This is a genomic window from Streptomyces sp. NPDC002104 (assembly GCF_053593795.1).
This window is the reverse complement of the sequence record NZ_JBSFDF010000006.1, coordinates 57,474-82,269: the sequence shown is the minus strand read 5'-3', so window position 1 is coordinate 82,269 and position 24,796 is coordinate 57,474. Positions and strand designations below refer to the sequence as shown.

The window sequence follows — 24,796 nt, the reverse complement described above, 5'->3', positions numbered from 1 at the left end:
GTGCCGGATTCGTAGGAAATCACCGCATCCGGGTGGCCCACTCCTGGACCTTCTTGATCCGCTCGCGCAGCTGTCCCGCCGTGGCTTCCGCGCTCGGCGGTCCGCCGCACACGCGGCGCAGTTCGGTGTGGAGCACGCCGTGCGGTTTGCCGCTCTGGTGGACGTAGGCGCCCACCATCGTGTTGAGCGACTTCCGCAGCTCCAGCAGTTCCTTGTGCGAGACCACGGGCCGCCGCTCGGCCGGCAGCTCCAGCAGGTCCGCCTCGCCGTCGGGCTTGCGCTTGCTGTGCGCGATCTGCCGCGACTGCCGCTTCTGGAGCAGCATCTGCACCTGGTCGGGCTCCAGCAGCCCGGGGATGCCGAGGTAGTCCTGCTCCTCCTCGCTGCCCGGGTGCGCCTGCATCCCGAACTCGGCGCCGTCGTACAGCACCCGGTCGAAGACGGCGTCGGACTCCAGCGCCTCGAAGGACATCTGCTCCTCGTCGCCGGTGTCCTCGTCCTCCTGCTTGTTCGCCTCCTCCATCTCCTTCTCGGAGTCGGCGTACGGGTCCTCCTCGCCCTGCTTCTTCGGCTTGTCGAGGACGTGGTCGCGCTCGACCTCCATCTCGTTCGCGAAGCCCAGCAGGTAGGGAATGGTCGGCAGGAACACCGAGGCCGTCTCGCCGCGCCGGCGCGAGCGCACGAAGCGTCCGACGGCCTGCGCGAAGAACAGCGGGGTCGAGATGGTGGTGGCGTACACGCCGACCGCGAGCCGCGGTACGTCGACGCCCTCGGACACCATGCGGACGGCGACCATCCAGCGGTCGTTGCTCGCGGCGAACTCGTCGATCCGCTTCGAGGCACCGGTGTCGTCCGACAGCACGACGGTGGCCTTGCTCCCGGTGATCTCCCGAATGAGCTTGGCGTAGGCCCGCGCGGAGTCCTGGTCGGCGGCGATGACCAGCCCGCCGGCGTCCGGAATGCCCTTCCTGACCTCGGTCAGCCGCTGGTCGGCGGCGCGCAGCACGTTCGGCATCCAGTCGCCGCGCGCGTCGAGCGCCGTACGCCAGGCCTGCGAGATGGCGTCCTTGGTCATCGGCTCGCCGAGGCGCGCCGCGATCTCGTCGCCGGCCTTGGTGCGCCAGCGCATGTTGCCGCTGTAGGAGAGGAAGATGACCGGCCGGACGACCCCGTCGCCCAGCGCGTTCCCGTAGCCGTACGTGTAGTCGGCGGAGGACCGCCGGATCCCGTCGTTCCCCTCCTCGTAGGCCACGAAGGGAATGGGATTCGTATCGGACCGGAAGGGCGTACCGGTGAGGGCCAGCCGCCGGGTCGCCGGGTCGAAGGCCTCCAGGCAGGCCTCGCCCCAGGACTTCGAGTCACCGGCGTGGTGGATCTCGTCGAGGATCACCAGGGTCTTGCGCTGCTCGCACCGGTTGCGGTGCAGCATCGGCCGCACGCCCACACCCGCGTACGTGACGGCGACCCCGTGGTAGTCCTTGCTGAGCGGACCGGCGGAGTAGTCGGGGTCCAGGCGGATCCCTATCCGGGCGGCGGCCTCCGCCCACTGCTTCTTCAGGTGCTCGGTGGGCGCGACCACGGTCACCTGCTGCACCACGTGGTGGTGCAGCAGCCAGGACGCGAGGGTCAGCGCGAAGGTGGTCTTGCCGGCGCCGGGGGTGGCGACGGCGAGGAAGTCGCGCGGCTGGGTCTCCAGGTACCGGTCCAGCGCACCCTGCTGCCAAGCTCGCAGGGCGCTGGCGGTACCCCACGGCGCGCGGCCGGGGAAGGCGGGTGAGAGGTGGTGGGAGGCGGTAGTAGTCACGGTCTCCGGTTCGGTCTCTCGGCGGCGTTTCCGTTCCGGGCGCGCGTCCGGGCATCTTCCGGGCGTGCGGTCCGGGCGTCGGTACGGCCGGCGGTACGGGCAGTCGTACGTAGGACAACCGGGCCACCTTACCGGCCCCGGCCCGCCCCTCGCGGAGGGACAGGCCCGTGACCTCGGCGCGTGCGGCGAGCGTCACACTCGCCGGGTCGGCGCCCGCAGCCGCTCCACGATCCGCCCGACGTGCTCCTCGTCCCCGGCGGCCACGCCGATGACCAGGCCGTACGCCACGCCCTGCCCGCCGTCCCCGAGATCACCGAGATCCCCGAGATCGGCTCCGTTGAGGGCGAGGAAGGTCGCGGCGGCGAGCCAGGCGGCGCGCTTGTTCCCGTCGACTGTCCTCGTCGACTGTTCCCGTCGGCGAGGGACGGGGGGATGGTTCGTCGCGATCCCGTGCGGCAGCACGCCCGCCTGCTCGAAGGTGTCCTCGTACGCGGAGGTCCCGAACACAGGCCCGACGACCCCCCGGTGCTCCGCTCAGGCTGTGACGCTGTCCTCGGCCCCTGCTCCGGTCCCGGAGCCGGGGGCGGTCCCGGAGCCGGGGGCGGTCCCGGAGCCGGCCCCGTCCCCCGCCCCCGGCCCGGCCACGGACCCGACTCCGGCTCCGGCCACAGACGCGGTCACGGGCCCGGCTCCAGCTCCAGCTCCACCCCAGTCACGGGCCCGGCTCCGGCCACGGACCCGACTCCAGCTCCAGCTCCGGCCACAGACCCAGTCACGGCCCCGGCCCCGGCCGCGGACCCGGCCGCGGGCCCGGCTCCGGCCACGGACCCGACTCCAGCTCCAGCTCCGGCTCCGGCTCCGGCCATAGACCCAGTCACGGGCCCGGCTCCGGGCACGGGCCCGGTCCGGTCACGGCTCCGGCTCCGGCTCCGGCTCCGGCCACAGACCCGGTCACGGGCCCGGCTCCGGCCACAGACCCGGTCCGGCCGGGTCCCCGCCATGCCCCCGGGACGAGGTCCAGGCGGGTGGCGACCCACACCCCCACCAGCGCCACGCAGGCCATCGGCAGGAACACCACCACGAAGGCACCGGGGTGCGAGGCACCGGCACCCTCCGCCACGGAGTGCGAAGCCCCCACCGCTCCCCCGCCCAGCGCGGCGAACGCCGCCCCGCCCGCCGCCAGCAGCACCACGTTCGCCAGCGCGTCGGAGATCTGCAGCGAGGCGGAGTTCGCCCCCGCCTCCTCCGGCGCCGACAGCTTCAGCAGCAGCACGCTAGTGGAGCCGATCACCAGCCCCATCCCCAGGCACCCCAGCGCCCACACCAGCGCGAGGATCCACACCGGCACCCACTCCACGAGCACCGCCGGCGCCCCGGCGATCGCCGCGGCGACCATGATCATGCCGAGCACCATCAGCCGTTCCCGGTACGGCGCCGCCCGCCCCTGCGACTGCACCCACGAGCCGCCCGCCCAGGTCACCCCGCCCAGCGCCAGCGAGAACCCGGCCAGCGTCGGGCTCAGCCCCCGCTGCGTGACCAGCATCAGCGGTACGAAGCTCTCCGCCGCGATGAACGACCCCGCCGCCACACCCCGCAGCAGCACCACCGACGGCAGCCCGCGCCGCGCCCGGTAGGTCCCGCGCGGCAGCAGCCCCAGCACCGCGGGCACCAGCAGGGCCGCCCCCGCGAGCCCCGGCAGCAGCGACAGCCACCGCAGGTCCTGCGCGGCGTACTGCAGCAGCCCCGCCCCGGCCGAGATCCCCAGCGCCAGCCGGATCCGCCGCCGGTCGAACGCCACGGGCGGAGCCAGCGGATCCACCGGCCCGGAGGCATTGCGCCGGATCGCCGGCAGCGCCACGGCCAGCGGTACGAAGACCAGCGCCGGGATCCCGAGGAAGACCCAGCGCCACCCGAGGTGCTCGGTCACCGTCCCCGCGGCCAGCGGCCCGACGATCGACGGCACGACCCAGCTCGCCGCGAAGGCCGCCATGATCGCGGGCCGCAGCCGCTCCTCGTAGGCCCGGCTGACGACCACGTAGAGCGCGACGATCACCAGCCCGCCCCCGAACCCCTGAACGGCCCGCCCGAGCACGAACATCCACATCGCCCCGGCGGTCCCGGAACACACCAGCCCGGCCGCGAAGCACACGATCCCCACGGCCAGCGGCCGCAGCGGCCCCTGCCGGTCGGCCCACTGCCCGGAGAGCACCATCCCGAAGAGGCTGGTCGTGAAGTAGGCGGAGAAGGCGAAGGCGTAGAGCGCGATCCCGTCCAGCTCCCGCGCGGCCACCGGCATGGCGGTCCCGACGGCGGTGGCCTCGAAGGCGATCAGAAAGACAACGGAGATGATCCCGATGCTGAGCGTCCGGTACGCGGGCCCGAGGATCCCGTCCTTCGGGTCGTCGGGTATCGCTTCGGCGGGTGCGGCAGCAGCTCGCGGGGGGAGGACGCTCATCGCCCCAGAGTAAGGCCCGTACCGCCTTTTCGACCCTGTCATTCCGACCGATCCCACCCCCGCCCCCAGCCCTAGGCCAAAGGTCCCGCGCCCACCCGCTCACCGCACTCTGTGAACGCAGCATGGCAGTCGCATTGCACGCCCCCCGAAACCCTTCCCCACCCTCCCTCCCCCTCGTACGGTCATACACATCACCACCACCCAGCCGTGTGCCCGAGTGGTTGAGGGACTCGCCTGCAAAGCGAGTTACGCCGGTTCGATTCCGGTCACGGCTTCTGATGGCCCGACCAGCCATGACGGATGGGCGGCACCCCACACGGGGTGCCGCCCATCCGGCCGTTCGTCTCAGTTGCCGTCCCACTTGGCCGGTACGAGCATGCCGCCGGCCGCGCCGTTGTCCGCCCACGCTGAAGCGTCCGCCACCAACCCGTGCGTGAGCACGTCGGCCGCCTCCGCGGTGGAGGCGGCGGCGTGCTTGCCGTCGGCGGAGAGCCGGGTGTGGAGCTTGCAGGCCTCGGAGCCGACCTCGCCGATGTGGTCCTGGTCGAGCTCCGGATCGGGACCCTTCCTCGTCGAACGGGTCTGATGGTGCTGCCCAGGTCAGCGGCTCCGGCGCCGGAGGGCAACCGCGGTGACGGCTCCACCGATGAGCACACAGGCACCGAGCCCGAGCGCGAGCCAGGGCAGGCTGCTGCCGCCCTCTTCCTTCGCCGCGGCCTGGGGGGCGGGAGTCGCCGCCTGGCCGGAGGAGGGAGCCGAGGGGGCCTTCGTCCCGGCGCTGCCGCCGGCTGCGGCGAGGTCGGGGAGCGGGTAGACGTCCGCGGGGCCGGGGTCGCCGGGGTTGGGTACCGCGATGCGGGGGCGGACGGTGCCGTAGCCGATGAAATCACTGCGCTCGGCGCCGTCGACGGGCTTGCCCGCGGTGTTCATCATGACCCGGAGCACCTGGTTGTTCGTCCAGTCGGGGTGGGCGGACCAGATCAGCGCGGCCGAGGCGGAGGCGAGGGCGGTGGCGTCACTCGTGCCGTGGTTCTTGCACAGTTGGGTATCGCTGGCACAGGCCGTAACGATGTCGACCCCCGGGGCAGTCAAGTCGACCTGGGACCCGTGCTGTGACTCGGCAGTTGCTTTCCCGTTCCTGTCGATGGCACCAACGCCGACCACGCCTGGCGTCGCAGCCGGGTACAGGACACTGTTTCCTGCATCACCCTCATTACCAACGGAAGCAAAGATCAACTTCCCTTTGGAGAGGGCGTACTTAACGGCATCGAGCCGAGCGGGGTCATCCTTGGACATGCCCAGCGAGACGTTGATGATCTTGGCATCCGAATCCGCCGCATAGCGGATCGCCTCGGTCCAGGAAGGAGCCGTCTCGCGAGACTCATGCGGGACACGGACCGGAAGGATCTTGGCTCCTGGCGCAAGTCCGAAGGACCCATCACCGCTTGGATGCTTACCCGTCGCTGCGATCAACGCAGCCATGGTGGTGCCGTGTTTCCCATAGTCGGTACGTTCGTCGCCCTTGTTCTCCGTGGCAAGGTCTTTGCCAGGGAGAACCTGCCCCTCCAACTCGGGGATGCGGCCGACACCCGTATCGATCACAGCGACCGTGATTCCCTTGCCGGTGCTGATCTTCCAGATCTCATCGGCCTTCATCAAGGTGAGATGCCACTGCTGAGCCCTAACCGTTTCTGCATGGGCTGGGGTTGCGGCAACCCCAGCCAGCAGAAAGCCTGCCAAGGCTGCGGTCGCCCTGCGCATACGCATCCCGTGCAACGTCCGCTCCACTCAGTCGATCACCGGCGGAACGACACGACCATCGCCCTGCCACGTCTCTTCGTCCTCAGCCAGGTAGTCAGGGCGCTCACCCTGCCGACCCTCACTCCGCCGGCCCGGAACATGCGCACCAGCGCCGCCGTGGCCCATGGGACCGCCTACCGCACCAGCACCCGAACCGCCGCGAACCAGCCCGGAGCCACCTTGTGTAAACGGCTGGCCACCCGACACTGCGCGACCACCCGCACCCCGCTGTCCCGCGCCAAAGACACCGCCCGGCTCGCTGGCGAGGCGGCGACCGGCCATGGGGTTGCCGAGCCCGCCGTGCGCTCCGCCACCGCCCACACCCATGCCACCGCCCATGCCCACACCGCGACCGCCCGCCTGGGCGCCCTCAGCACCGATGACCGTGCCACGGGGAATGCTCGTGCCAGGCCCTCCGGGAGTGACCGGCCGACCACCCGAGATCCCGGTGTCGCGCGGAGGCAGGCCTACAACACCGCCTAGTCCACCACCCTTCCCGCCGATCCCACTGGGACCGGGGATGGTCCCACCGGGCACGAAGCCGCCAGGGCCGACACCCCCGATCGGCTTTGATGCGCCACGACCCGGTGGGAGCGTCAAGGGTGGGACAAACCCGCCGGGGGTGACCCCCGAACCGCCACCACCCGGACCAACCGGACTCGGGCCTCCGGGTACTCCCGGAGCCGGAGGAAGGGTCGCACTCGGCGTCGGGCCGACGGTGTCGAGACCGGTACCAATATCCCGGTCAGGGGGTACGGGAACGAGGCCCGGGGCCGGGCCCGTCGGCGTCGGGCCCGTCGGCGTCGGGCCGGGCCCGTTCCCACCACCCGTGGGGCCAAAGTCGGACGACGAACCACCGGGCCCCGCCGTTGCCGGTACGTACGACGATCCCCCGGCACCAGCGGTCCCTGTCGAGCCGCTCGAAGAGCGCTCCAACTGTTGCCCGCCATCCCTGAACTGCGGAACGAATTCCTCCGGCGTCTTCGGAAACGTCGGGATCTCCGCCATCTCCATGCCGGTAGCCGAAGCCTCGTACCCCTGCGCCAGCTTCGTCATCTGCTGAATCGCCTGCTGCCGGTCGCCGCTCAGCTTCGAATGGGCCTGCTGGCCGATCTGCTGCGCGTCCGGGTCGTTGTGGTACTCGCGGGCCGCCTCCAGGTTGGCGGCCGCCGACGCGTCGTACTTCGGCATGTTGGCCTTGACCTCGATGACGACCTGGCTGGCCTGCGTCAGCTGCTTGCCGCCCTCGGCGCTGTACTCGCTCAGGCGCAGTGTCGCGTTACCCGTGCGGCTGACCCAGTCCTGGAAGGTCGTGGCCGATTTACCTTCCCAGCCGGTCACCCGGTGGTCCTTGAGACTCTCGCCGATCTCCTTGATGATCGCCGCGGCATCCGTCAGCTGAGCACCCCGCGTCTTGAGGGTCTCCGCGTCGGCCGAGGCGAGCATGGCCAGCAGCTGCTGGTGGGTGTGACTCTCAAAGTTCGTCGCCATCAGACACCCTCACCCTGGCTGACTCCCTGCCCAGTCCCCTGCGCAACCGAACCGTGCGGCGGCGGTGGCGCCAACGGGTCCCGTTCCGGGACGTAGTTCGCGTCGGCCTGCTTGCTGATCGCCAGCATCCGGCGCTTCGTGTCCTCGTCCACGCCCTCGAAACCGTGTTTGCTCGTCTGGATGGCGATGCTGAGCCCCTCGATCTGGTCAGCCAGCCCCTTGGACAGCGCAAGCAACTGCGTATGCACGTTCGAGTAGGCCGTGAACAGCCGCTTGGCCTCCGCGAAGCCCTCGCCGAGGGAGTTCTCCGGGAGGGTGCCGTGCGCCAGTTTCTTGTCGCTCGCCGGGGAGCCCTCCAGCTTTTCCAGCAGACCGTCGACCCGCTTCTTGCAATCAGCCATCGATTCGTACTCGACCTGCAGCGCACCCAGAGCCTCTGGTGAGGCCACGCCCACACCGAAGTCCACGCCGAACACGCCCGGCCCATAGTCCACTGCCACGATGGCCTCCCCGACTCCCCGTCGTCCCCGTTCGCACCCGCTTCGCACGCATTCGCACACGCACGTCGCCAGTGTCCACAAGCACTCTATCGAGAGACTCCGACAGTCCCAAGTTCCGAGTTGCAGGTGCAATCAGGGTCACAAGGTTACGAGTTGGGCGCCGCCACCGCCGCCGATGGCCGGATCGGGAGCCTGTTGACCGGCCGGCCCGTGGCCGCGCGGACCGCCGAGGCCACCGCCGCCGGGGCCGTGACCACCGGGACGGCGCTCGCCGGCTTGGCGCCGAAGGGGGCCACCACGTCGCGTTCCTCGACGAGTTTGACGATGCGGACCGCCGGGGCGTCCAGGGAAGTGGGCAGGGCGTAGCCGGTCAGGTCCGGGTGGCGGATCAGGCCCGAAGCCGTGCGGAGGTTCTCCGTGAGGGCCGCGCCCACGCCCTGGACGACGCCCGCTTCGATACGGGCTGCCAGCTGGCGGGGGTTGAGGACGCGGCCGACGTCCTGGGCGACCGCGAGCTCCACGACGCGCACCGAGCCCAGCTCGATGTCCACGTCGACCACCGCGCGGATCGCGCAGAAGGCGAGGCCGACGAAGGCGTCGCCCTGGCCGTCGGCGTCCAGCGGCTCCGTCGGGTGCGGGCGGCACTGGGCCGTCGCCCAGAGCTCCTTGCCCTCCATCGCTTCCGCGACGGTCGTCGAGAAGGCGCCGTCGTACGACGTGATCCGGCCATCCGCGATCTGGAGGAGCTCGGTGGACATGCCGAGTTTGTGGGCCATGGGCTGGAGGAGCTGCGTACGGACCATCTTCGCCGCGCGTTCCACCGCGCCGCCCGAGACCCAGGTGTGGCGGCCGTGGGCGGAGGGGCCCGCCGGCGGCTGGTCGGTGTCGACCGGGGCCGTGACGACCTCGTCGACGCCCAGGGTCTCCTGGACGATCTGGCGGGCGAGCGTGGAGAAGCCCTGGCCGGTGTCGACGGCCGCGCAGATGACCGTGGCCGCGCCTCCGACGATCTTCACCGTGGCCGTGGACACCTCGTCGGTGCCCTCCGCGCCGAGCATGTGGACCATGCCGACCCCGTACCCGACCCCGCGCCGCACCGCGCCCGGCTCGCCCGCGCCCTCCAGGCCGCCCGGGAGCAGCCACTCCTCCTCCGGGGTGTCCTTGGGGAGGGCAGGCAGCTCGTGGTCGCGCACCGCGCGCAGGAGTTCCGCCACGGGGGCGGGGCAGGTGACCGTCTGGCCCGTCGGGAGGAGGTCGCCGGTGGCCAGGACGTTGCGCAGGCGAAGCTCGGCGCCGTCGATGCCGAGGGCGGCCGCCAGCTTGTCCATCTGGCCCTCGTAGGCCGCGCAGACCTGCAGGGCGCCTTCGCCGCGGACATGGCCCGACGGGGGGTTGTTCGTACGGACCGCCCAGCCTTCCACGAAGGCGTGCGGGACGACGTACGGGCCGCAGGCGAAGGCCACGGCTGCCGCGAGGGACTCCGAGGAGGCGTCGGCGTAGGCGCCGCCGTCCATCAGGATCTGGGCCTCGACCTTGACCAGCCGGCCCTCGGCGTCCGCGTGGTGGCGGTAGCGCAGCAGCGTCGGGTGGCGGTGGGCGTGGCCGAGGAAGGACTCCTCGCGGGTGGCGGCCAGCTTCACCGGGCAGCCGGTGCGCAGGGCCAGGAGGCCGAGCGGGAGCTGGAACGCCGCGTCCTCGCGGTCGGCGGTCGCGCCCGGAACTCCGGTGACCACGACCCGTACGCGGTCCGGGTCGAGCCCGAAGCAGGCGGCGGCCAGGTCGCGGTCGGTGTGCGGGTCGGTGGAGGCGGTGTAGATCTCCACGCCGCCGTCCGGGCGCGGCACGGCCAGCCCGGCCTCGGCGCCGATGGGGGCGGGGTCCTGGCGGCCGATGCGGTAGAGGCCCTCGACGACCACGTCGCCGGTGGCTTCGGGGTCGCCGTAGCGCAGCGGGATGTGCCGGATCAGGTTGCCGTCGGGGTGCAGGTCCGGGGCGCCGAAGGCCTGTTCGGGGTCGGTGACCGGGTCGAGGAGCTCGTACTCGACGGCGATCGCGGCGGCCGCGAGGCGTGCGGTGTCCGGGTGGTCGGCGGCGACGGCGGCGATGGGCTCGCCGTGGTGGCGGACAACGTCGTGCGCGAAGACGGGCCGGTCGGCGATGCGGCGGCCGTGCGTGGTGGCGCCGGGGACGTCGGCGTGGGTGACGACGGCCCGCACGCCGGGCATGCCCGCGGCGGCGGAGGTGTCGATGGAGAGGATGCGGGCGTGGGCGTGCGGGGAGCGCAGCACGGCGGCCCAGAGGAGGCCCTCGGCCCACAGGTCGGCGGCGTAGGGGAAGGTGCCCTCGGTCTTGGCGCGGGTGTCGGCGGCCGGGACGGACGCGCCGATGCCGCGCGGGACCGCCGACTCCGACGGCTCCGCGGCGCCCTCGGGCGCCGGCGTCGTGACGGCTGCCGGGACCGTCGCCGCGTCATGGGCGCTCACGCCGTGCCTCCCTCGTGGTTGCCGTGGTTGCCGTGGTCTCCGAAGAGTCCCTGGTCGCCCTGGGTTCCGTGGTCGCCCTGGTCGCCCTGATGGCCCTGATGGCCCTGCATCCCGTGGAACCCGCCCTCGCCCGGCGGGGCCTGGTGCGGGATCCGCACCTCTGCCGTGGCCGCGGCGGCGGCTTCCGCCGCCGAACCGCGCTCGGCCACGACCTCGCGCACAGCCTCGATGACGCCCGAGTACCCGGAGCAGCGGCAGAGGTTGCCGCACAGTGCCTGGCGGGTCTCCAGCTCGCTGGGGGCGTGGTTGCCCTCCAGCAGATCATGGATGGTCATGGCCATGCCGGGCACGCAGAATCCGCACTGCACCGCACCCGACCTGCACAACGCCTCTTGCACGTCCGACAGTTCCCCGTCGGTCGCGAGACCTTCCACGGTCCGGACCTCACTGCCCGCCGCGGTGGCGGCGGGGACGAGGCAGGAGGCGACGAGCCGGCCGTCGACCTGCACGGCGCAGGCACCGCATTCGCCCTGCGAGCAGCCGTCCTTGGCGCCGGCGAGGCCGAGGCGCTCGCGCAGCACGTAGAGGAGGGACTCGCCGATCCAGGCGCCGGTGACGGGGCGGTCGGCCCCGTTGACGCGCAGGACGTAGGAGGCCGACGGGTGCTCGTGCTGGGCGACGGCCCCGGCGTCCGCTCCGTCGGCGGTTTCTTCTTCGTACGTCTCCCCCACGGCCGGAACCCCTTCGGCCGTCCCCGCCGAAGCCGCCTCGACAGCCAGGTCGGCGTCGTCCGCACTCGGCGCGGGCGCGGCCCCGGCTCCGCCGGCGGCCGGCACGGCCGCGCCGTCACCCGGCTCCGCCCCGACGGCCCCGGCTCCGGCCTGCTCCCCGGCCCGGGGACCGTCCTGCTCCCCGGCTTCGCCCTCGGCCCCGTCCCGGACTTCGCCCCCGTCGTCCGGGGCTTCGGCGCCACCCCGGGCCTCGCCCTCGGACGCCGGATGCTGCCGCTCCCCCGAGTCCGGCGCCTGCGCCGGGCCGTGGACGGCTTCGATGTCGTGCGGGGCCGGGTGGACCGGCTCCCCGTCCAGCGGGGTACCGACGCCCGGGCCGCCCAGCACACGGGGCCCGCGCCCCAGGGCCGGGGCCGGGGCCGGTACGGAACCCCCGGGAAGCACCCCGGAGCCCAGCGGGTCGGAACCCAGCGGTCCGGAATCCAGCCCGTCGGAACCCGCCCCCTCCCCGCCCGGCTGCTGCGCCGCGTACCCGCGCGCACCCTCGAAGTCCGGATGCGTCGCCCACGGGGCCGCGGCCCCGCCCGGCAGTGTCGCGGGGGCCTGGCTCCAGTCGGCCGAAGCCGCGAGCTGCCCGAAGCTGCCCGTGTCGCCGGCGCCGCCCGGGGTCCACACGTCGCTCGCCGCCGCCTCGGGGAACCGCCATTCGGCGGTCGACCCCGGTTCGTGCGCGCCGGCCCGGCTCCCCGCGAAGGGCTCCCCGTGGGGCTCCCCGAAGGACTCCGCGTAGGGCTCCCCGAAGGACTCCGCGTAGGGCTCCGTGAACGGCTCCGCGAAGGGCTGTCCGAACGAATCCCCGCGCGCGTCCCCGAACGTGTCCCCCCGCGCGTCCCCGCGCGAGTCCCCGAACGCGTCCCCGAAAGTCTCCCCGTAGGGCTCCGCGACGGGCTCGGCCACCGGCTCCGCCGCCGGATCCGCGAACGCCGCGGCCACCGACGCCGGGATCGGCACCGACGCCGGGATCGGCGCCCGCACGGCGGTGCCCGAAGTCCCCGCACCCGCGCCCGCGTCCGCGCCGGCTCCGGCGCCCGCGTCCGCCGGAGCCGCCGAACCCGCCTCGGGCCACTGCACCGGGATCGTCCACGTTCCCGTGGCCGCGGGATCCGTACTCCCCGAACCGAGCGGCACGATCATCGGCGGCGGCACGTAGCCGTGCCCGGGGGCCGCGAGGGGCTCCCCGGTGCCGAGCGCGTCCAGCATGTCCTGCGGCAGTTTCACGAAGGCCGTCGCGTCGGAGTCGTACTCGCCGCCGTGCGGCACCGGCTCCCAGCCCCAGTGGGGTCCCGCGGACCCCGCGGTACCCGTGTTGTCGTTCTCACTCATGAGCTCAGCGCCCTCCCCAGGGCCCTCCGTGCCAGCACGGCCACCGTCCGCCGCAAATGCAGTACTGCGGGAGCCACCGGCTCCCCCTGGTCGGGCACGCACGCCGCCGCGACGTACTCGCCGAAGGCCTCGAGCGCCTCGGGGGCCAGACTGCGGTCCCCGTCCCAGTCGATCAACGAAGCAACCCACTGCTCGGCTTCCAGCGGCCGCAGCGGCATCGGGGCGACCGCGCCGATCGCGCAGCGCACACCCCGGCGCGCGGGGTCCAGTACGAGCCCCACGGACGCCATCGCGCGCCCCGGGCCCGTACGGCCCGTGGCCTTGAGGAAGACCTGCGGCGCGTGCAGCAACGGCACCCGCACGAAGCCGATCAGCTCTCCGGGGCGGAGCATCTCCCGGCCGGCGAGCAGGTGCGAGACCGGGATCTCGCGCCGGGATCCGCCGGGCCCGACGATGACGAGCACGGCCTCCAGCGCGGCCAGTACGGGCAGCGCGTCACCCGTCGGCGCGGCCGTGGCGATGTTGCCGCCGAGCGTGCCGGCGTTGCGGATCTGCGGCGGGCCCGCGGCGCGCGCGGCGGCGGCCAGGGCCGGGATCAGGGCGGCGAAGTCGGGCCGGCCCATGCGCGCGTGCGTGAGGCCGGCGCCGAGCAGTGCGTGGCCGTCCTGGTACTGCCATCCGCGGATCTCGTTGATCCGGCCGAGGCCCACCAGGGCGGCGGGGCGCAGGAGTCCCGCGTTGACGGCGGCCATGAGGTCGGTGCCGCCCGCCACGGGGACGGCGGCGGGCATGGCCGCGAGCGCCGCCACGGCCTCGTCGAGCGAGGCCGGCAGCGTCACGGACTGCGCCGCGTTCCCCGCCCGCGGGTCGCTGCGGGGCCCCTGGGACGAGTCCCGTGCCTGCGGTGCGTGCGGTGCGTGCGTGGTCAACCCAGCTGCCCCTTCCCGATGTCCCGGTCCCGGCGCTCACGCCTGTCCGCCGTACGGTACGTGCTCACCGCCGGGAGGTGGCAACTCTGGCACATCTTCCGGAGCACCTGACGCGAGGGTCCACCGCCCGCGCACCACCGGCGCACCACCGGCGCACCACCCCCGCGGGGCACCGTCCGCGGCCCCCCGCACGCCCCCGCCCGGCCCGTGCGAACCAGCCGCGAACCAGCCGCGAACCGCCCGCGTCCCAGCCGAGAACCAGCCGCGTCCCAGCCGAGAACCAGCCGCGTCCCAGCCGGGAACCAGCCGCGCCCCGGCCGCGAACCCGCCGCGCCCCGCCCGCGATCGGGCCGGGGCGCACCGCCGGGGCCCGTCACACGTTCGGGGGCGCTCCCTCGATCGGGCGGCCGGGCACCCCGGGCCGGCGCTGCCACGGCAACGGGCCGCCGGGCGGCCGGTAGTCGACGCCGAGGGCGTCCAGGCGCCGGTAGTGGACCGTCATCCGTGCCTCGAAGCCGGCGTAGTCCCGTTCCCCGGGCTGCGGCAGCCGGGACCACACCGCCTCGGCGAAGGCCGCGAGGCGCGGGAACACCTGGTAGTCGACGCGGCTCTGGTCCTCCATCACCTCGGTCCACACGTTGGCCTGGGCGCCCAGCACGCGGGCGGCGGCCTCTTCGGACAACTTCGGCGGTACCGGCTCGAACCGGTACACATCCTCCAAAGTCCGTACGTACCCGATGGGCATCGGCTCGTCCCCGCCGCCCGCCTGACGGTGGTTCAGGTACACCTGCTGCTCGGGGCACATCACCACGTCGTGGCCGGCCTCCGCGGCGGCGATGCCGCCCGCGTAGCCGCGCCAGGAGGACACGGCCGCTCCCGGGGCCAGTCCGCCCTCCAGGATCTCGTCCCAGCCGATGAGCCGGCGGCCGCGCTCGGCGAGCCAGCCGTCGAAGTGCCGGATGAACCAGGACTGCAGACCGTCCTCGCCGTCGACCCCCAGCTCCCGGATCCGTTCCTGCGCCAGCGCGGAGGCCTTCCACTGCGTCTTGGGGCACTCGTCGCCGCCCACGTGCACGAAGGGCGAGACCTCCGCCGGGAACACCTCCAGCAGTTCCTCGAAGACCCCTTCGTAGAACCGCAGGACGGCCTCGGTGGGCGCGAGCACGTTCTCGTTGATGCCCCAGTCGTCCCACACGTCCAGCGCCGCCGTGTCCACCACGTCCGCGTTCCCGAGCTCCGGGTACGCGGCGATCGCGGCCTGCGAGTGCCCCGGCACGTCGATCTCCGGCACCACCCGCACGTGCCGCTCCGCCGCGTACGCGACGATCTCGCGCAGGTCGTCCTGGGTGTAGAAGCCGCCGTGCGGGGTCTCCCTCCACAGCGGCGAGGCCCGGTGGCCCCACCGGCTGCGGGCCCGCCACGCGCCGACCTCGGTGAGCCGCGGGTAGCGCTTGATCTCGATCCGCCAGCCCTGGTCGTCCGTCAGGTGCAGGTGCAGGACGTTGAGCTTGTGGGCGGCGAGCAGGTCGATGTACCGCAGCACCGCGTCCTTGGGCATGAAGTGCCGGGCGACGTCGAGCATCAGCCCGCGCCAGCCGAAGCGCGGCCCGTCCTGGAGGTCCCCGGCCGGCAGCCGCCACACCGCGCCGGGCAGCGGCGCCCGCCGGAAGGCGTCCGGCCCGAGCAGCTGACGCAGCGTCTGGGCGGCGTAGAAGAGGCCCGCCCCGTCGGCGCCGGCCAGGAGGACGGCGCCGGGCCCGGCGTGGAGCTCGTACGACTCCGCCCCGGCCTCCCACGCGAGGCCGGGGCGCAGTGCGAGCCGGATCACCGGGCGGCCGGCGCGGTCCTCCCCGCCGGCCGGGGCGGGCAGCGCCCAGCCGGTGGCGGCGCCGAGCTCGCGGCGCAGCCAGCGGGCGGTGCCCTCGGTGCCGGGTCCGGCGTCGAGGAGCGGGTCGGTGAGCTCGAACGTGCCGTCGTCGGCCGGGAATCGCGCGGTCCGGGGCTGCGGGATCAACTCGGGCATGGCCTCGACTCCTCCACCGTTGCATCATGTGCAACGAACGTTTCACAGGGCGCTATTGCGGCGACCCTAACCCGCCCCCGGGGCATGGCAAAGGCCCCCGGGCGCACGGATGCGCACCGGGGGCCTTCGTCCCGTTCCAGGAGGGCCGGACGGCTACTTCCCGTCCTTGCCGCCCTTGTCCTTGTCCCCGCCGGGGCCCATGGACTCGTAGATCTCCTTGCACATGGGGCAGACCGGGTACTTCTTCGGGTCCCGGCCCGGTACCCAGACCTTGCCGCAGAGCGCGACGACGGGGGTGCCCCCGAGCGCGCTCTCCATGATCTTGTCCTTCTGGACGTAGTGGGCGAAGCGCTCGTGGTCGCCGTCGCCGTGGGACACCTGCGGCGTCGGCTCTACGAGGGTCCCCGTACCAGTCCCGCGATCGGGCTCAAGAGTGCTCATGACTGCCAGGGTACCGAGTCCCCCGCGCGCGAGGGATCCGCGGCCGCCACCCCGGCTCCGCCCCCGTCCCGCCCCGGCCCCGCCCGGGTCCCGCCCTGTCCCCCGCCCCCGCTCCGGGCTCAGTTCAGCGACGGGTCGTCCGCGTACGTGGCCACCATCGCCAGCTCGCTGCGCTGGCGCCGCAGCACCGCGCGCCACAGCCGTTCCGGATCCGGGAAGGAGACGTCGCCCGGCTCGGAGTCGACGACGTACCAGGCGCCCACGCCCAGTTCCTCCTCCAGCTGTCCCGGGCCCCAGCCCGAGTACCCGGCGAAGATGCGCAGGGCCCCCAGGGCCGCCGCGAGGAGTTCGGGCGGGGCCTCCAGGTCCACCAGGCCGATCGCCCCGTGCACCCGGCGCCAGCCCAGCGGCCCCTCCTCGCCCGGGATGACCGCCAGCCCCAGCGCCGAGTCCAGCGCCACCGGGCCGCCCTGGAAGACCACTCCGGGGTCCTTGGCCAGCGGCGCCCAGGGCAGCAGGACGTCACCGACGCCCACCGGGGTGGGGCGGTTGAGGACGACACCGAGCGATCCCTGGTCGTCGTGGTCGAGCAGCAGGACGACCGCGCGGTCGAAATTCGGGTCCGCGAGGGCGGGGGTGGCCACGAGCAGCCGCCCTGTGAGGGAGGACACCTCGGTCATGGCCACATGGTCTCGCACATTCGCCCGTGAGGGGGAGTGGGCGGCGCATCCGGACCCCGTGCAGCTCAAGGCGCACGGCGGCAGCGCGGGGCGCGCACGGCCCGCCGGCCGGACACCGGCCGGAAGGGGACGCTCCGCCACCTGGCGGGCACCCAGGGTGTTGTGCCGAATTCATGACAGTCCTACGGCCCCGTCAGCCTTACGAACAGGGGGGTCATGCCCCTTACCCTTTTCACTGGCCCCCTGCCCACCCCTCTCCGGAACGCGAGATTCATGACCGGCATCAGTGACGATGTACTGCTTGTCCACGGCGGAACCCCGCTCGAGGGCGAGATCCGTGTCCGCGGCGCGAAGAACCTCGTACCCAAGGCGATGGTCGCCGCCCTGCTCGGCAGTGAGCCCAGCCGGCTGCGCAACGTCCCCGACATCCGGGACGTCCGGGTCGTGCGCGGGCTGCTCCAGCTGCACGGGGTGACCGTCAGGCCCGGCGACGAACCGGGCGAGCTGGTGCTCGACCCCTCCCACGTCGAGAGCGCGAACGTCGCCGACATCGACGCCCACGCGGGCTCCTCGCGCATCCCGATCCTGTTCTGCGGCCCGCTGCTGCACCGGCTCGGCCACGCCTTCATCCCCGGCCTCGGCGGCTGCGACATCGGCGGCCGGCCGATCGACTTCCACTTCGAGGTGCTGCGCCAGTTCGGCGCGACCATCGAGAAGCGCGAGGGCGGTCAATACCTGGAGGCCCCGCAGCGGCTGCGCGGCTGCAAGATCCGCCTGCCCTACCCCTCGGTCGGCTCGACCGAGCAGGTGCTGCTGACGGCCGTCCTGGCCGAGGGCGTCACCGAGCTCAGCAACGCCGCCGTCGAACCGGAGATCGAAGACCTCATCTGCGTCCTGCAGAAGATGGGCGCGATCATCTCCGTCGACACCGACCGGACCATCCGGATCACCGGTGTGGACCGCCTCGGCGGCTACAACCACAAGGCGCTCCCGGACCGGCTGGAGGCCGCCTCCTGGGCGTCCGCGGCGCTGGCCACCGGCGGCAACATCTACGTGCGCGGCGCGCAGCAGCGTTCGATGATGACCTTCCTGAACACCTTCCGCCGGGTCGGCGGGGCATTCGAGATCGACGACGACGGCATCCGCTTCTGGCACCCGGGCGGTCCGCTCAACGCCATCGCGCTGGAGACGGACGTCCACCCCGGCTTCCAGACCGACTGGCAGCAGCCGCTGGTCGTGGCGCTGACCCAGGCCAGCGGCCTGTCGATCGTCCACGAGACGGTCTACGAGTCCCGCCTGGGCTTCACCTCCGCGCTCAACCAGATGGGTGCGCACATCCAGCTCTACCGGGAGTGCCTGGGCGGCAGCGCCTGCCGGTTCGGGCAGCGCAACTTCCTGCACTCGGCCGTCGTCTCGGGGCCCACCAAGCTCCAGGGCGCCGACCTGGTCATCCCCGACCTGCGCGGCGGGTTCTCGTACCTGATCGCGGCGCTCGCCGCCGAGGGCACCTCGCGGGTCCACGGCATCGACCTGATCAACCGGGGCTACGAGAACTTCATGGAGAAGCTCGTGGAACTGGGCGCCAAGGTCGAGCTCCCGGGCGGCGACATCGTCTGACGGGTGGATCCGCCCGGAGCCTGCCGGGTAGATCCGCCCAGACCGTCCCAGAACGCCCCCACGGGCCCCGTACAGGGCCTGTGGGGGCGTTCTGGCTCCCGGGGGCCACCACGGGCCCCGGGAGCGCCGAGAGGCGGCCACCCGGTGCCGGATGGCCGCCTCTCGCGTACTGCCACTACGTACTACGTACTACTGCCGTCCCGGGGGCCGGTGCGGCCCTCGGCACAAGGGCGTACTACTTGCCCTTGGCGGCTTCCTTGAGCTTGGAGCCCGCGGAGACCTTCACGCTGTAGCCGGCCGGGATCTGGATGGGGTCGCCGGTCTGCGGGTTGCGCGCGGTGCGAGCGGCACGGTGGGTGCGCTCGAAGGTCAGGAAGCCGGGGATGGTGACCTTCTCGTCGCCCTTGGCGACAATCTCGCCGACGGTCTCGGCGAGCGCGGCCAGAACGGCGTCGGCGTCCTTGCGGGTCACCTCGGCGCGCTCGGACAGAGCGGCCACCAGCTCACTGCGGTTCATGTTGTACTCCCGTGTTCAACGTGCCTTAGAGGCGTGAGATCGAAGCCGATGCTGCCAGGGCCCTAGGACAGTCCCCGGACCCGGGTCTGACGTCAGACCCTCTCGCCCGGTTACGCATCCTGCCCCCACCACCGGCGGGAAAGCCAATCCGGCACCCGCCGGGGTCACACGAAAAGCGCCACAGTCACGCCGCGGTGACGCTCCGTCCGCACCGGAAGGCGCCCCGGATGGTGTCCGGATGCCGTCCGTGGACGCGGACCGTGGGCCACGCGGGCATCCCCGCAACCCTATGGGCGGCCCGGGGGGCCCGCATCCCGCGACGCGCCGGGGATCAGACGGAGGTGGGCGCCGTCACAGCCGTGGAGGCGGCCTTGCGGACGGCTCCGGCGACCGCGCCGGCGACCTTGTCGTTGAAGACCGACGGGATGATGTAGTTCGCGTTCAGCTCGTCCTCGCCGACCACGTCGGCCAGGGCGCTCGCGGCGGCCAGCATCATCTCGGTGTTCACGGTGCGGGACTGGGCGTCCAGCAGGCCGCGGAAGACGCCCGGGAAGACCAGCACGTTGTTGATCTGGTTCGGGAAGTCGGAGCGCCCGGTGGCCACGACGGCCGCGGTCTGGCGGGCGATCGCCGGGTCCACCTCGGGGTCCGGGTTCGCGAGCGCGAACACGATCGCGCCCTCCGCCATGGCGGCCACGTCCTCGCCGGACAGCACGTTGGGGGCCGAGACGCCGATGAACACGTCGGCGCCGACCACGGCCTCCTTCAGGGTGCCCGTGTAGCCCTCGGGGTTGGTGTTGTCGGCGATCCAGCGCAGCGGGGAGTCCGCGGCCGCGTCGACGAGGTCGGGGCGGTCCGCGTGCACGACACCGTGGATGTCGGCGCTGACGGCGTTCTTGACGCCGGCCGCGAGGAGCAGCTTGAGGATGGCGGTACCGGCGGCGCCGGCGCCCGACATGACCACCTTGACGTCGCCAACGGCCTTGCCCACCACGCGCAGTGCGTTGGTGAGGGCGGCGAGGACGACGATGGCGGTGCCGTGCTGGTCGTCGTGGAAGACGGGGATGTCGAGGGCCTCGCGCAGCCGGGCTTCGATCTCGAAGCAGCGCGGCGCGGAGATGTCCTCCAGGTTGATGCCCGCGAAGCCGGGGGCGATGGCCTTGACGGCGGCGACGATCTCGTCGGAATCCTGGGTGTCCAGGCAGATCGGCCAGGCGTCGATGTCGGCGAAGCGCTTGAAGAGGGCGGCCTTGCCCTCCATGACCGGCATGGCGGCCATCGGGCCGATGTTGCCCAGGCCCAGCACGGCGGAGCCGTCCGTCACGACTGCGACGGTGTTGCGCTTGATGGTCAGGCGCCGCGCGTCCTCGGGGTTCTCGGCGATCGCCATGCACACGCGGGCCACGCCCGGGGTGTAGATCATCGAGAGGTCGTCGCGGTTGCGGATGGGGTGCTTGGACGACATCTCGATCTTGCCGCCGAGGTGCATCAGGAAGGTTCGGTCGGAGACCTTGCCGAGGCTGACGCCCTCGATCCCGCGGAGCTTCTCGACGATCTCGTCGGCGTGCGCCGTGGACGTCGCGGCGATCGTCACGTCGATACGGAGCTTCTCGTGACCGGATGCGGTCACGTCGAGGCCGGTGACCGAGCCACCGGAGGACTCCACGGCGGTGGTGAGCTGGGAGACCGCGGTTCCGCTCGCGGGCACTTCCAGGCGGACCGTCATCGAGTACGAGACGCTGGGCGCCGTTGCCATGGCCGTGTTCCTCTTCTGTCCCTGGTTCTTTTCTACACAGGGCCCAGCTCTGCTCCGGCCGAAACGTGGCAGGTGCGGCAGGACCTGTTGTCCGATCGTCCCACCTACCAGCCGGTACAAGGTAACCAGCTACAAATTTCGGAAGAACTCTTCCACCATACGAGATAACTCTCTCCTGGGGAATGGGTGGCCCATACAAAAAAGGTCCGCGCCCCCCACTGAGTGGAGGACGCGGACCTGGTGATTCCTACGTCTATGACACCGACCCGCCATGCTCGCCTCGCGGCAAGTGGTCGCTCTAGGCGACGAAGGTTGGGCCCGGGGGCTTGGATCGAGTCGGTGCCGTAACCCAGGCTAACAAAGGTTCGCCCGAAGTGATCCCCCTACCGGCGACCGGTTGTCGGGACCACGCCCTTGGCCGCCGACCAACCGGCCCTGTGCAGGTGCCGTGCCGGCCCCGCGCCCGTCCTACGCCCGTCCTACGGCTTGAGCAGCGCCGCGACGCCCTCCGCATCCGGCTCGTCCTGGCCGGTGGAGATCACCGTGAGCTGCTGGGTCGCCCGGGTCAGGGCCACGTAGAGCACCCGCAGACCCGCCGGGGACTCGTTCGCGATCTCCGCCGGGGAGACCACGACCGTGGCGTCGTACTCCAGGCCCTTCGCCTCCAGGCTGCCCAGGGCGACCGCCCGCTCCCCCAGGTCCGCGAGCCAGCCCGCGGCCTCCGCGCGCCGGTCCATGGCCACGACCACGCCCACGGTGCCGTCCACCTGCTCCAGCAGCCGGCGGGTCTCCTCCACGACCGTGGAGCGCAGGTCCCCGCCCTCGGGAGCCACCGCCGTGAAGCGCGGCCGCAGGCCCGTGGACCGCACGGCCGTCGGCGGCTCCGTGCCCGGCGCCGCCAGCTTCAGCACCCGCGAGGCCACCTCGGCCACCTCGGCCGGGTTGCGGTAGTTCACCGTCAGGGTGAACTTGCGCCGCGGCCGCGTGCCGAGCGCCTCGTCGCGCGCGGCGGCCGCCTCCTCGGGATCGGTCCACGAGGACTGCGCCGGGTCACCGACCACCGTCCACGTGCCGCCCCGGCCGCGGCGGCCGACCATCCGCCACTGCATCGGCGTCAGGTCCTGCGCCTCGTCGACGATGACGTGCGCGTACTCGGTGCGCTCCGCCGCGAGCCGCTCGGCCCGCTCCCACTGGGTCTCCTCGCGGGTCGGCATCAGCTCCTCCAGCCCGCTCAGCTGGTCCAGCGGGTTGAGCTCGCGCTTGCGCTTGGGCCGGGCGGGCGCGCCCAGCAGCTGCTGGAGCTCGTCCAAGAGCGCCACGTCGTGCACCGACAGGGCGCCCTTGCCGTCCGGGCCGACCCGGCGCAGGGAGCGTGCCACCTGCCGGGTCTCGCGCGGGTTCAGGTCGCGGCGCGACCAGCGCGACAGGCGCCGCTCGTCCGCCATGGAGGCCAGCACCCCGCGCGGGGTCAGCTCGGGCCACCAGGCGTTCAGGAAGTCGATGAACGCGTCCTCCGTCGAGATGTCCTCGTCGAAGGCGGAGCGCAGCTCGGCCGCGAGCTCCGGGTCGCTGTGCCGGCCGGCCCCGCCGGACTTGGAGTACAGGGCGTCCAGCAGGAGCTTGCGGGCGCGCGGGCGCAGCAGGTTGACCGGGGCGGTGCCGGACAGGACGTTCTGCCGGATCCGGTCGAGGTCGGGGGCCTCCAGCTCCTGGCGGCGCCCGAAGGCCACCACGCGCAGCCGGTCGGGGGCGGGGGCCCCGCCGGGACCGCCGAACTCCAGGGCTCCCCGTACGGCCTTGCGCAGCACCTTCAGCATCCGGGACGAGCCCTTGATGCGTGCGGTGGACGGGTCGTCGTACGTGGTCGCCTCGGCGCCGTCGACGAGCGAGCCGAGTGCCCGGATGGCGACCTGGCCCTCCTCGCCGAGGGAGGGCAGGACGCCCTCGGTGTAGGCGACCAGGAGCGGGGTCGGGGAGACGATCAGGATGCCGCCGGAGTAGCGCCGCCGGTCCTGGTAGAGCAGGTAGGCGGCGCGGTGCAGGGCGACGGCGGTCTTGCCGGTGCCCGGTCCGCCCGCGACCTCGGCGACCGAGGCGGCGGGCGCCCGGATGACGAGGTCCTGCTCGGCCTGGATGGAGGAGACGATGTCGCGCATCGAGTGGGTACGGGCCCGCCCGAGGGCGGCCATCAGGGCGCCGTCGCCGATGACGGGCAGCTCGCCGCCGTCGAGGAAGGCGGTCACCTCGGGGCGCATCAGGTCGTCCTCGACGCCGAGCACCTTGCGCCCCTTGGAGCGGATGACCCGGCGGCGCACGACGCGGCCGGGCTCCTTGGGGGTGGAGCGGTAGAACGGCGCGGCCGCGGGGGCCCGCCAGTCGATGACGAGCGGCGCGTAGTCGGAGTCGAGGACACCGATGCGGCCGATGTGGAGCGTCTCGGCGATGTCGGCCGTGAGGTCGGCGCGGATCGCGTCCTCGGCGGGCTCGACGGAGGTGAAGGCGCCGTCGGGGCCCCGCTCCCCGTCCTTGCCGAGGACCAGGTCGATGCGGCCGAACAGGAAGTCCTCGAACTCGTTGTTGAGACGGTTGAGGTGGATCCCGGCGCGGAACACCTGCGCGTCCCGTTCCGCGAGGGCGCCGGGCGTGCCGACCTGCCCGCGCTTGGCGGCGTCGTTCATCAGGAACTCCGCCTCGTGGATCTTCTCCTCAAGGCGTCGGTACACGTGATCGAGATGCGTCTGCTCGACCGCGATCTCCCGATCGCGGACGGAATCCGCCGTGCTGTCGACAGCGGCATTCTGCGCGGCCACCAAGGCCCCTTTCTGACGTGCATGGGCAGCCGTCAACCGTACGCCAAGGGGCCCGCCCGCGCACGCCCCTTCCGGGACGGCTCGCGGATCAGGACGAAGATCACGTCCCGCGAAGGGCCCGCGAGGCGCCCGCGACGGCCGCGGGCGGGGTCAGCCGGGGCGCGATTCGAGGACGCGGCGACGGTGGCGGGCCACGCGCTCACGGTTGCCGCAGAGCTCGCTGGAGCACCAGCGGCGGCGGTGTCCGCGCGAGGTGTCGAGGTAGACCCGGGCGCAGCCGTCGCCCTCGCAGACCCGCAGCAGCTCCCGTTCGCCGGGGTCGGTGAGCAGTTCGACGGCGTCCCGGGCCACGGCGGCGAGCAGCCCGGCGCATTCGACCCCGCCGCACAACTCCCGTACGAGGTGACCTTCTTGGTCCTGCACTGCACACAGTCCCGGGGGTGGACCGGCGGCCGCCGCGTTGACCCGGGCCAGTGCGGCCCGCGGCGGCGCGGCTCCGGTCAGCTCGGCCCGTACGAGGCTCTCGACGTCGGCGCGCAGCACCCGGAAGGCGTGCACCCAGTCGTCCCCGACCCGGCCGAGCGGCGTCCGGTCGGGCACCAGCCCGGCTCCGGTGAGCCACAGCCGCAGCCCGTCGCCGTTCCGGATCCCCTCGGTGCCCCCGGGGTGCCCGTGGGGCGAAAAAGTAGCCACCAGGTCCAGGCAGACCCGCCCGGAGTCGAACCACATGCCCGTCACCGCCTCCCTCTTGGGGCGTGCCCCCAGAGTGCCCGTCGCGCGGGCACTCGGCTAGGGGGCGGGCGGCTCGTCGTTCAGGAGCAGCTGGAAGAGGCGGTGGTCCTGCCAGTCCCCGCCGACGTGCAGGAGCCGGGGCGCGAGCCCGTACGGCTCGAAGCCGGCCTTCTCCAGCACCCGCTGGGAGGGCAGGTTGTCGACCCTCGTGCCCGCTTCGAGCCGGTGCAGCCTCTCCTCGTCGCGGGCGATCCGGCAGACCTCGTGCAGGGCGGCGGTGGCCAGCCCCTTGCCGGTCCAGGCCTGGTCGATCCAGTAGCCGATGGAGGCGCTGAGCATCGGCCCGCGCACGATGTTCTGGAGGTTGATCGCCCCGACCTGCGTGCCGTCGGCGGCGACCAGCACGAAGGTCCGCGCCCGGCCGCCCTCCTGCTCGGCGAGGAGCCCTTCGAGCCGGGCCCGCTGCCCGGCCTCGGTGTAGAAGTCCTCGTCCCGCCAGGGCTCGTAGGGCGCCATGTACGCCCGGTTGCGCGCCAGTGTCTCGGCCCTCCCGGCGGCGTCTTCCAGCCGCAGGGCCCGCATCACCACACCGTCAATGATCATCCGGGCACGCTAACGGACGGCCCGGTCCCCGGCCAGACCCC

18 protein-coding genes and 1 tRNA gene are annotated in these 24,796 nt (G+C 72.9%); 2 read left to right on the top strand and 17 right to left on the bottom strand.

The window, feature by feature from the left end; translation table 11 throughout:
- Window positions 1-19 precede the first annotated feature (19 nt).
- The 3 genes from ACWCP2_RS07570 to ACWCP2_RS07560 form a co-directional block, all read right to left on the bottom strand.
- A complete protein-coding gene (locus tag ACWCP2_RS07570) occupies window positions 20-1,804 on the bottom strand; it encodes a DEAD/DEAH box helicase (protein WP_450907655.1) in 1,785 nt (594 codons plus the stop codon).
- Between the two features lie 192 nt (window positions 1,805-1,996).
- The gene (locus ACWCP2_RS07565) at window positions 1,997-2,311 is read right to left on the bottom strand and encodes a hypothetical protein (protein ID WP_450907654.1); all 315 of its coding nucleotides are present in this window, start codon (window positions 2,309-2,311) and stop codon (window positions 1,997-1,999) included.
- A 367-nt stretch (window positions 2,312-2,678) separates the two neighbouring features.
- Window positions 2,679-4,259, bottom strand: a complete 1,581-nt coding sequence (locus tag ACWCP2_RS07560) for an MFS transporter (RefSeq protein WP_450907653.1) — start codon at window positions 4,257-4,259, stop codon at window positions 2,679-2,681.
- A 203-nt stretch (window positions 4,260-4,462) separates the two neighbouring features.
- On the opposite strand from ACWCP2_RS07560, the gene ACWCP2_RS07555 reads away from it, so the two are divergent.
- Window positions 4,463-4,534, top strand: a tRNA-Cys gene (locus tag ACWCP2_RS07555).
- A 325-nt stretch (window positions 4,535-4,859) separates the two neighbouring features.
- On the opposite strand, the gene mycP is transcribed toward ACWCP2_RS07555, so the two are convergent.
- From mycP to ACWCP2_RS07510, 9 genes are all read right to left on the bottom strand, one after another.
- Window positions 4,860-5,915 carry a type VII secretion-associated serine protease mycosin gene (gene mycP, locus ACWCP2_RS07550; RefSeq protein WP_450907787.1) on the bottom strand — a complete coding sequence of 352 codons (1,056 nt, stop codon included), beginning with the start codon at window positions 5,913-5,915 and terminating at the stop codon, window positions 4,860-4,862.
- Between the two features lie 132 nt (window positions 5,916-6,047).
- Entirely contained in the window at window positions 6,048-7,550 is a 1,503-nt protein-coding gene (locus ACWCP2_RS07545; RefSeq protein WP_450907652.1) for a WXG100 family type VII secretion target, read from the bottom strand.
- Window positions 7,550-8,050 carry a hypothetical protein gene (locus ACWCP2_RS07540; RefSeq protein ID WP_450907651.1) on the bottom strand — a complete coding sequence of 167 codons (501 nt, stop codon included), beginning with the start codon at window positions 8,048-8,050 and terminating at the stop codon, window positions 7,550-7,552. The genes ACWCP2_RS07545 and ACWCP2_RS07540 overlap by 1 nt, the downstream gene beginning before the upstream one ends.
- A gap of 146 nt (window positions 8,051-8,196) precedes the next feature.
- A complete protein-coding gene (locus ACWCP2_RS07535) occupies window positions 8,197-10,533 on the bottom strand; it encodes a xanthine dehydrogenase family protein molybdopterin-binding subunit (protein ID WP_450907650.1) in 2,337 nt (778 codons plus the stop codon).
- On the bottom strand, window positions 10,530-12,647 hold the full coding sequence (locus ACWCP2_RS07530; protein WP_450907649.1) for a 2Fe-2S iron-sulfur cluster-binding protein: 2,118 nt from the start codon (window positions 12,645-12,647) through the stop codon (window positions 10,530-10,532). Before ACWCP2_RS07530 ends, ACWCP2_RS07535 begins: the two co-directional genes overlap by 4 nt.
- Entirely contained in the window at window positions 12,644-13,576 is a 933-nt protein-coding gene (locus tag ACWCP2_RS07525) for an FAD binding domain-containing protein (protein ID WP_450907648.1), read from the bottom strand. The genes ACWCP2_RS07530 and ACWCP2_RS07525 overlap by 4 nt, the downstream gene beginning before the upstream one ends.
- 373 nt (window positions 13,577-13,949) lie before the next feature.
- Complete coding sequence (locus tag ACWCP2_RS07520; protein WP_450907647.1) at window positions 13,950-15,599, bottom strand: beta-N-acetylhexosaminidase; 1,650 nt, start codon at window positions 15,597-15,599, stop codon at window positions 13,950-13,952.
- Between the two features lie 153 nt (window positions 15,600-15,752).
- On the bottom strand, window positions 15,753-16,040 hold the full coding sequence (locus tag ACWCP2_RS07515; RefSeq protein WP_243337322.1) for a DUF3039 domain-containing protein: 288 nt from the start codon (window positions 16,038-16,040) through the stop codon (window positions 15,753-15,755).
- 119 nt (window positions 16,041-16,159) lie between these two features.
- The gene (locus tag ACWCP2_RS07510) at window positions 16,160-16,720 is read right to left on the bottom strand and encodes a YqgE/AlgH family protein (RefSeq protein ID WP_450907646.1); all 561 of its coding nucleotides are present in this window, start codon (window positions 16,718-16,720) and stop codon (window positions 16,160-16,162) included.
- Between the two features lie 273 nt (window positions 16,721-16,993).
- Here ACWCP2_RS07510 and murA point away from each other — a divergent pair, with 273 nt between their 5' ends.
- Window positions 16,994-18,337, top strand: a complete 1,344-nt coding sequence (gene murA / locus ACWCP2_RS07505) for a UDP-N-acetylglucosamine 1-carboxyvinyltransferase (RefSeq protein WP_450907645.1) — start codon at window positions 16,994-16,996, stop codon at window positions 18,335-18,337.
- Between the two features lie 235 nt (window positions 18,338-18,572).
- Here murA and ACWCP2_RS07500 read toward each other — a convergent pair whose 3' ends face one another.
- From ACWCP2_RS07500 to ACWCP2_RS07480, 5 genes are all read right to left on the bottom strand, one after another.
- Window positions 18,573-18,854, bottom strand: a complete 282-nt coding sequence (locus ACWCP2_RS07500) for an HU family DNA-binding protein (protein ID WP_007264399.1) — start codon at window positions 18,852-18,854, stop codon at window positions 18,573-18,575.
- Window positions 18,855-19,185: 331 nt separating this feature from the next.
- Window positions 19,186-20,610 (bottom strand): NAD-dependent malic enzyme, encoded by a 1,425-nt coding sequence (locus ACWCP2_RS07495; protein ID WP_274552943.1) that lies wholly within the window; start codon window positions 20,608-20,610, stop codon window positions 19,186-19,188.
- A 479-nt stretch (window positions 20,611-21,089) separates the two neighbouring features.
- Window positions 21,090-23,420 carry a HelD family protein gene (locus ACWCP2_RS07490; RefSeq protein WP_450907644.1) on the bottom strand — a complete coding sequence of 777 codons (2,331 nt, stop codon included), beginning with the start codon at window positions 23,418-23,420 and terminating at the stop codon, window positions 21,090-21,092.
- Window positions 23,421-23,570: 150 nt separating this feature from the next.
- Complete coding sequence (locus ACWCP2_RS07485) at window positions 23,571-24,149, bottom strand: CGNR zinc finger domain-containing protein (RefSeq protein ID WP_450907643.1); 579 nt, start codon at window positions 24,147-24,149, stop codon at window positions 23,571-23,573.
- 60 nt (window positions 24,150-24,209) lie between these two features.
- The gene (locus ACWCP2_RS07480; protein ID WP_450907642.1) at window positions 24,210-24,755 is read right to left on the bottom strand and encodes a GNAT family N-acetyltransferase; all 546 of its coding nucleotides are present in this window, start codon (window positions 24,753-24,755) and stop codon (window positions 24,210-24,212) included.
- Window positions 24,756-24,796: the final 41 nt, after the last annotated feature.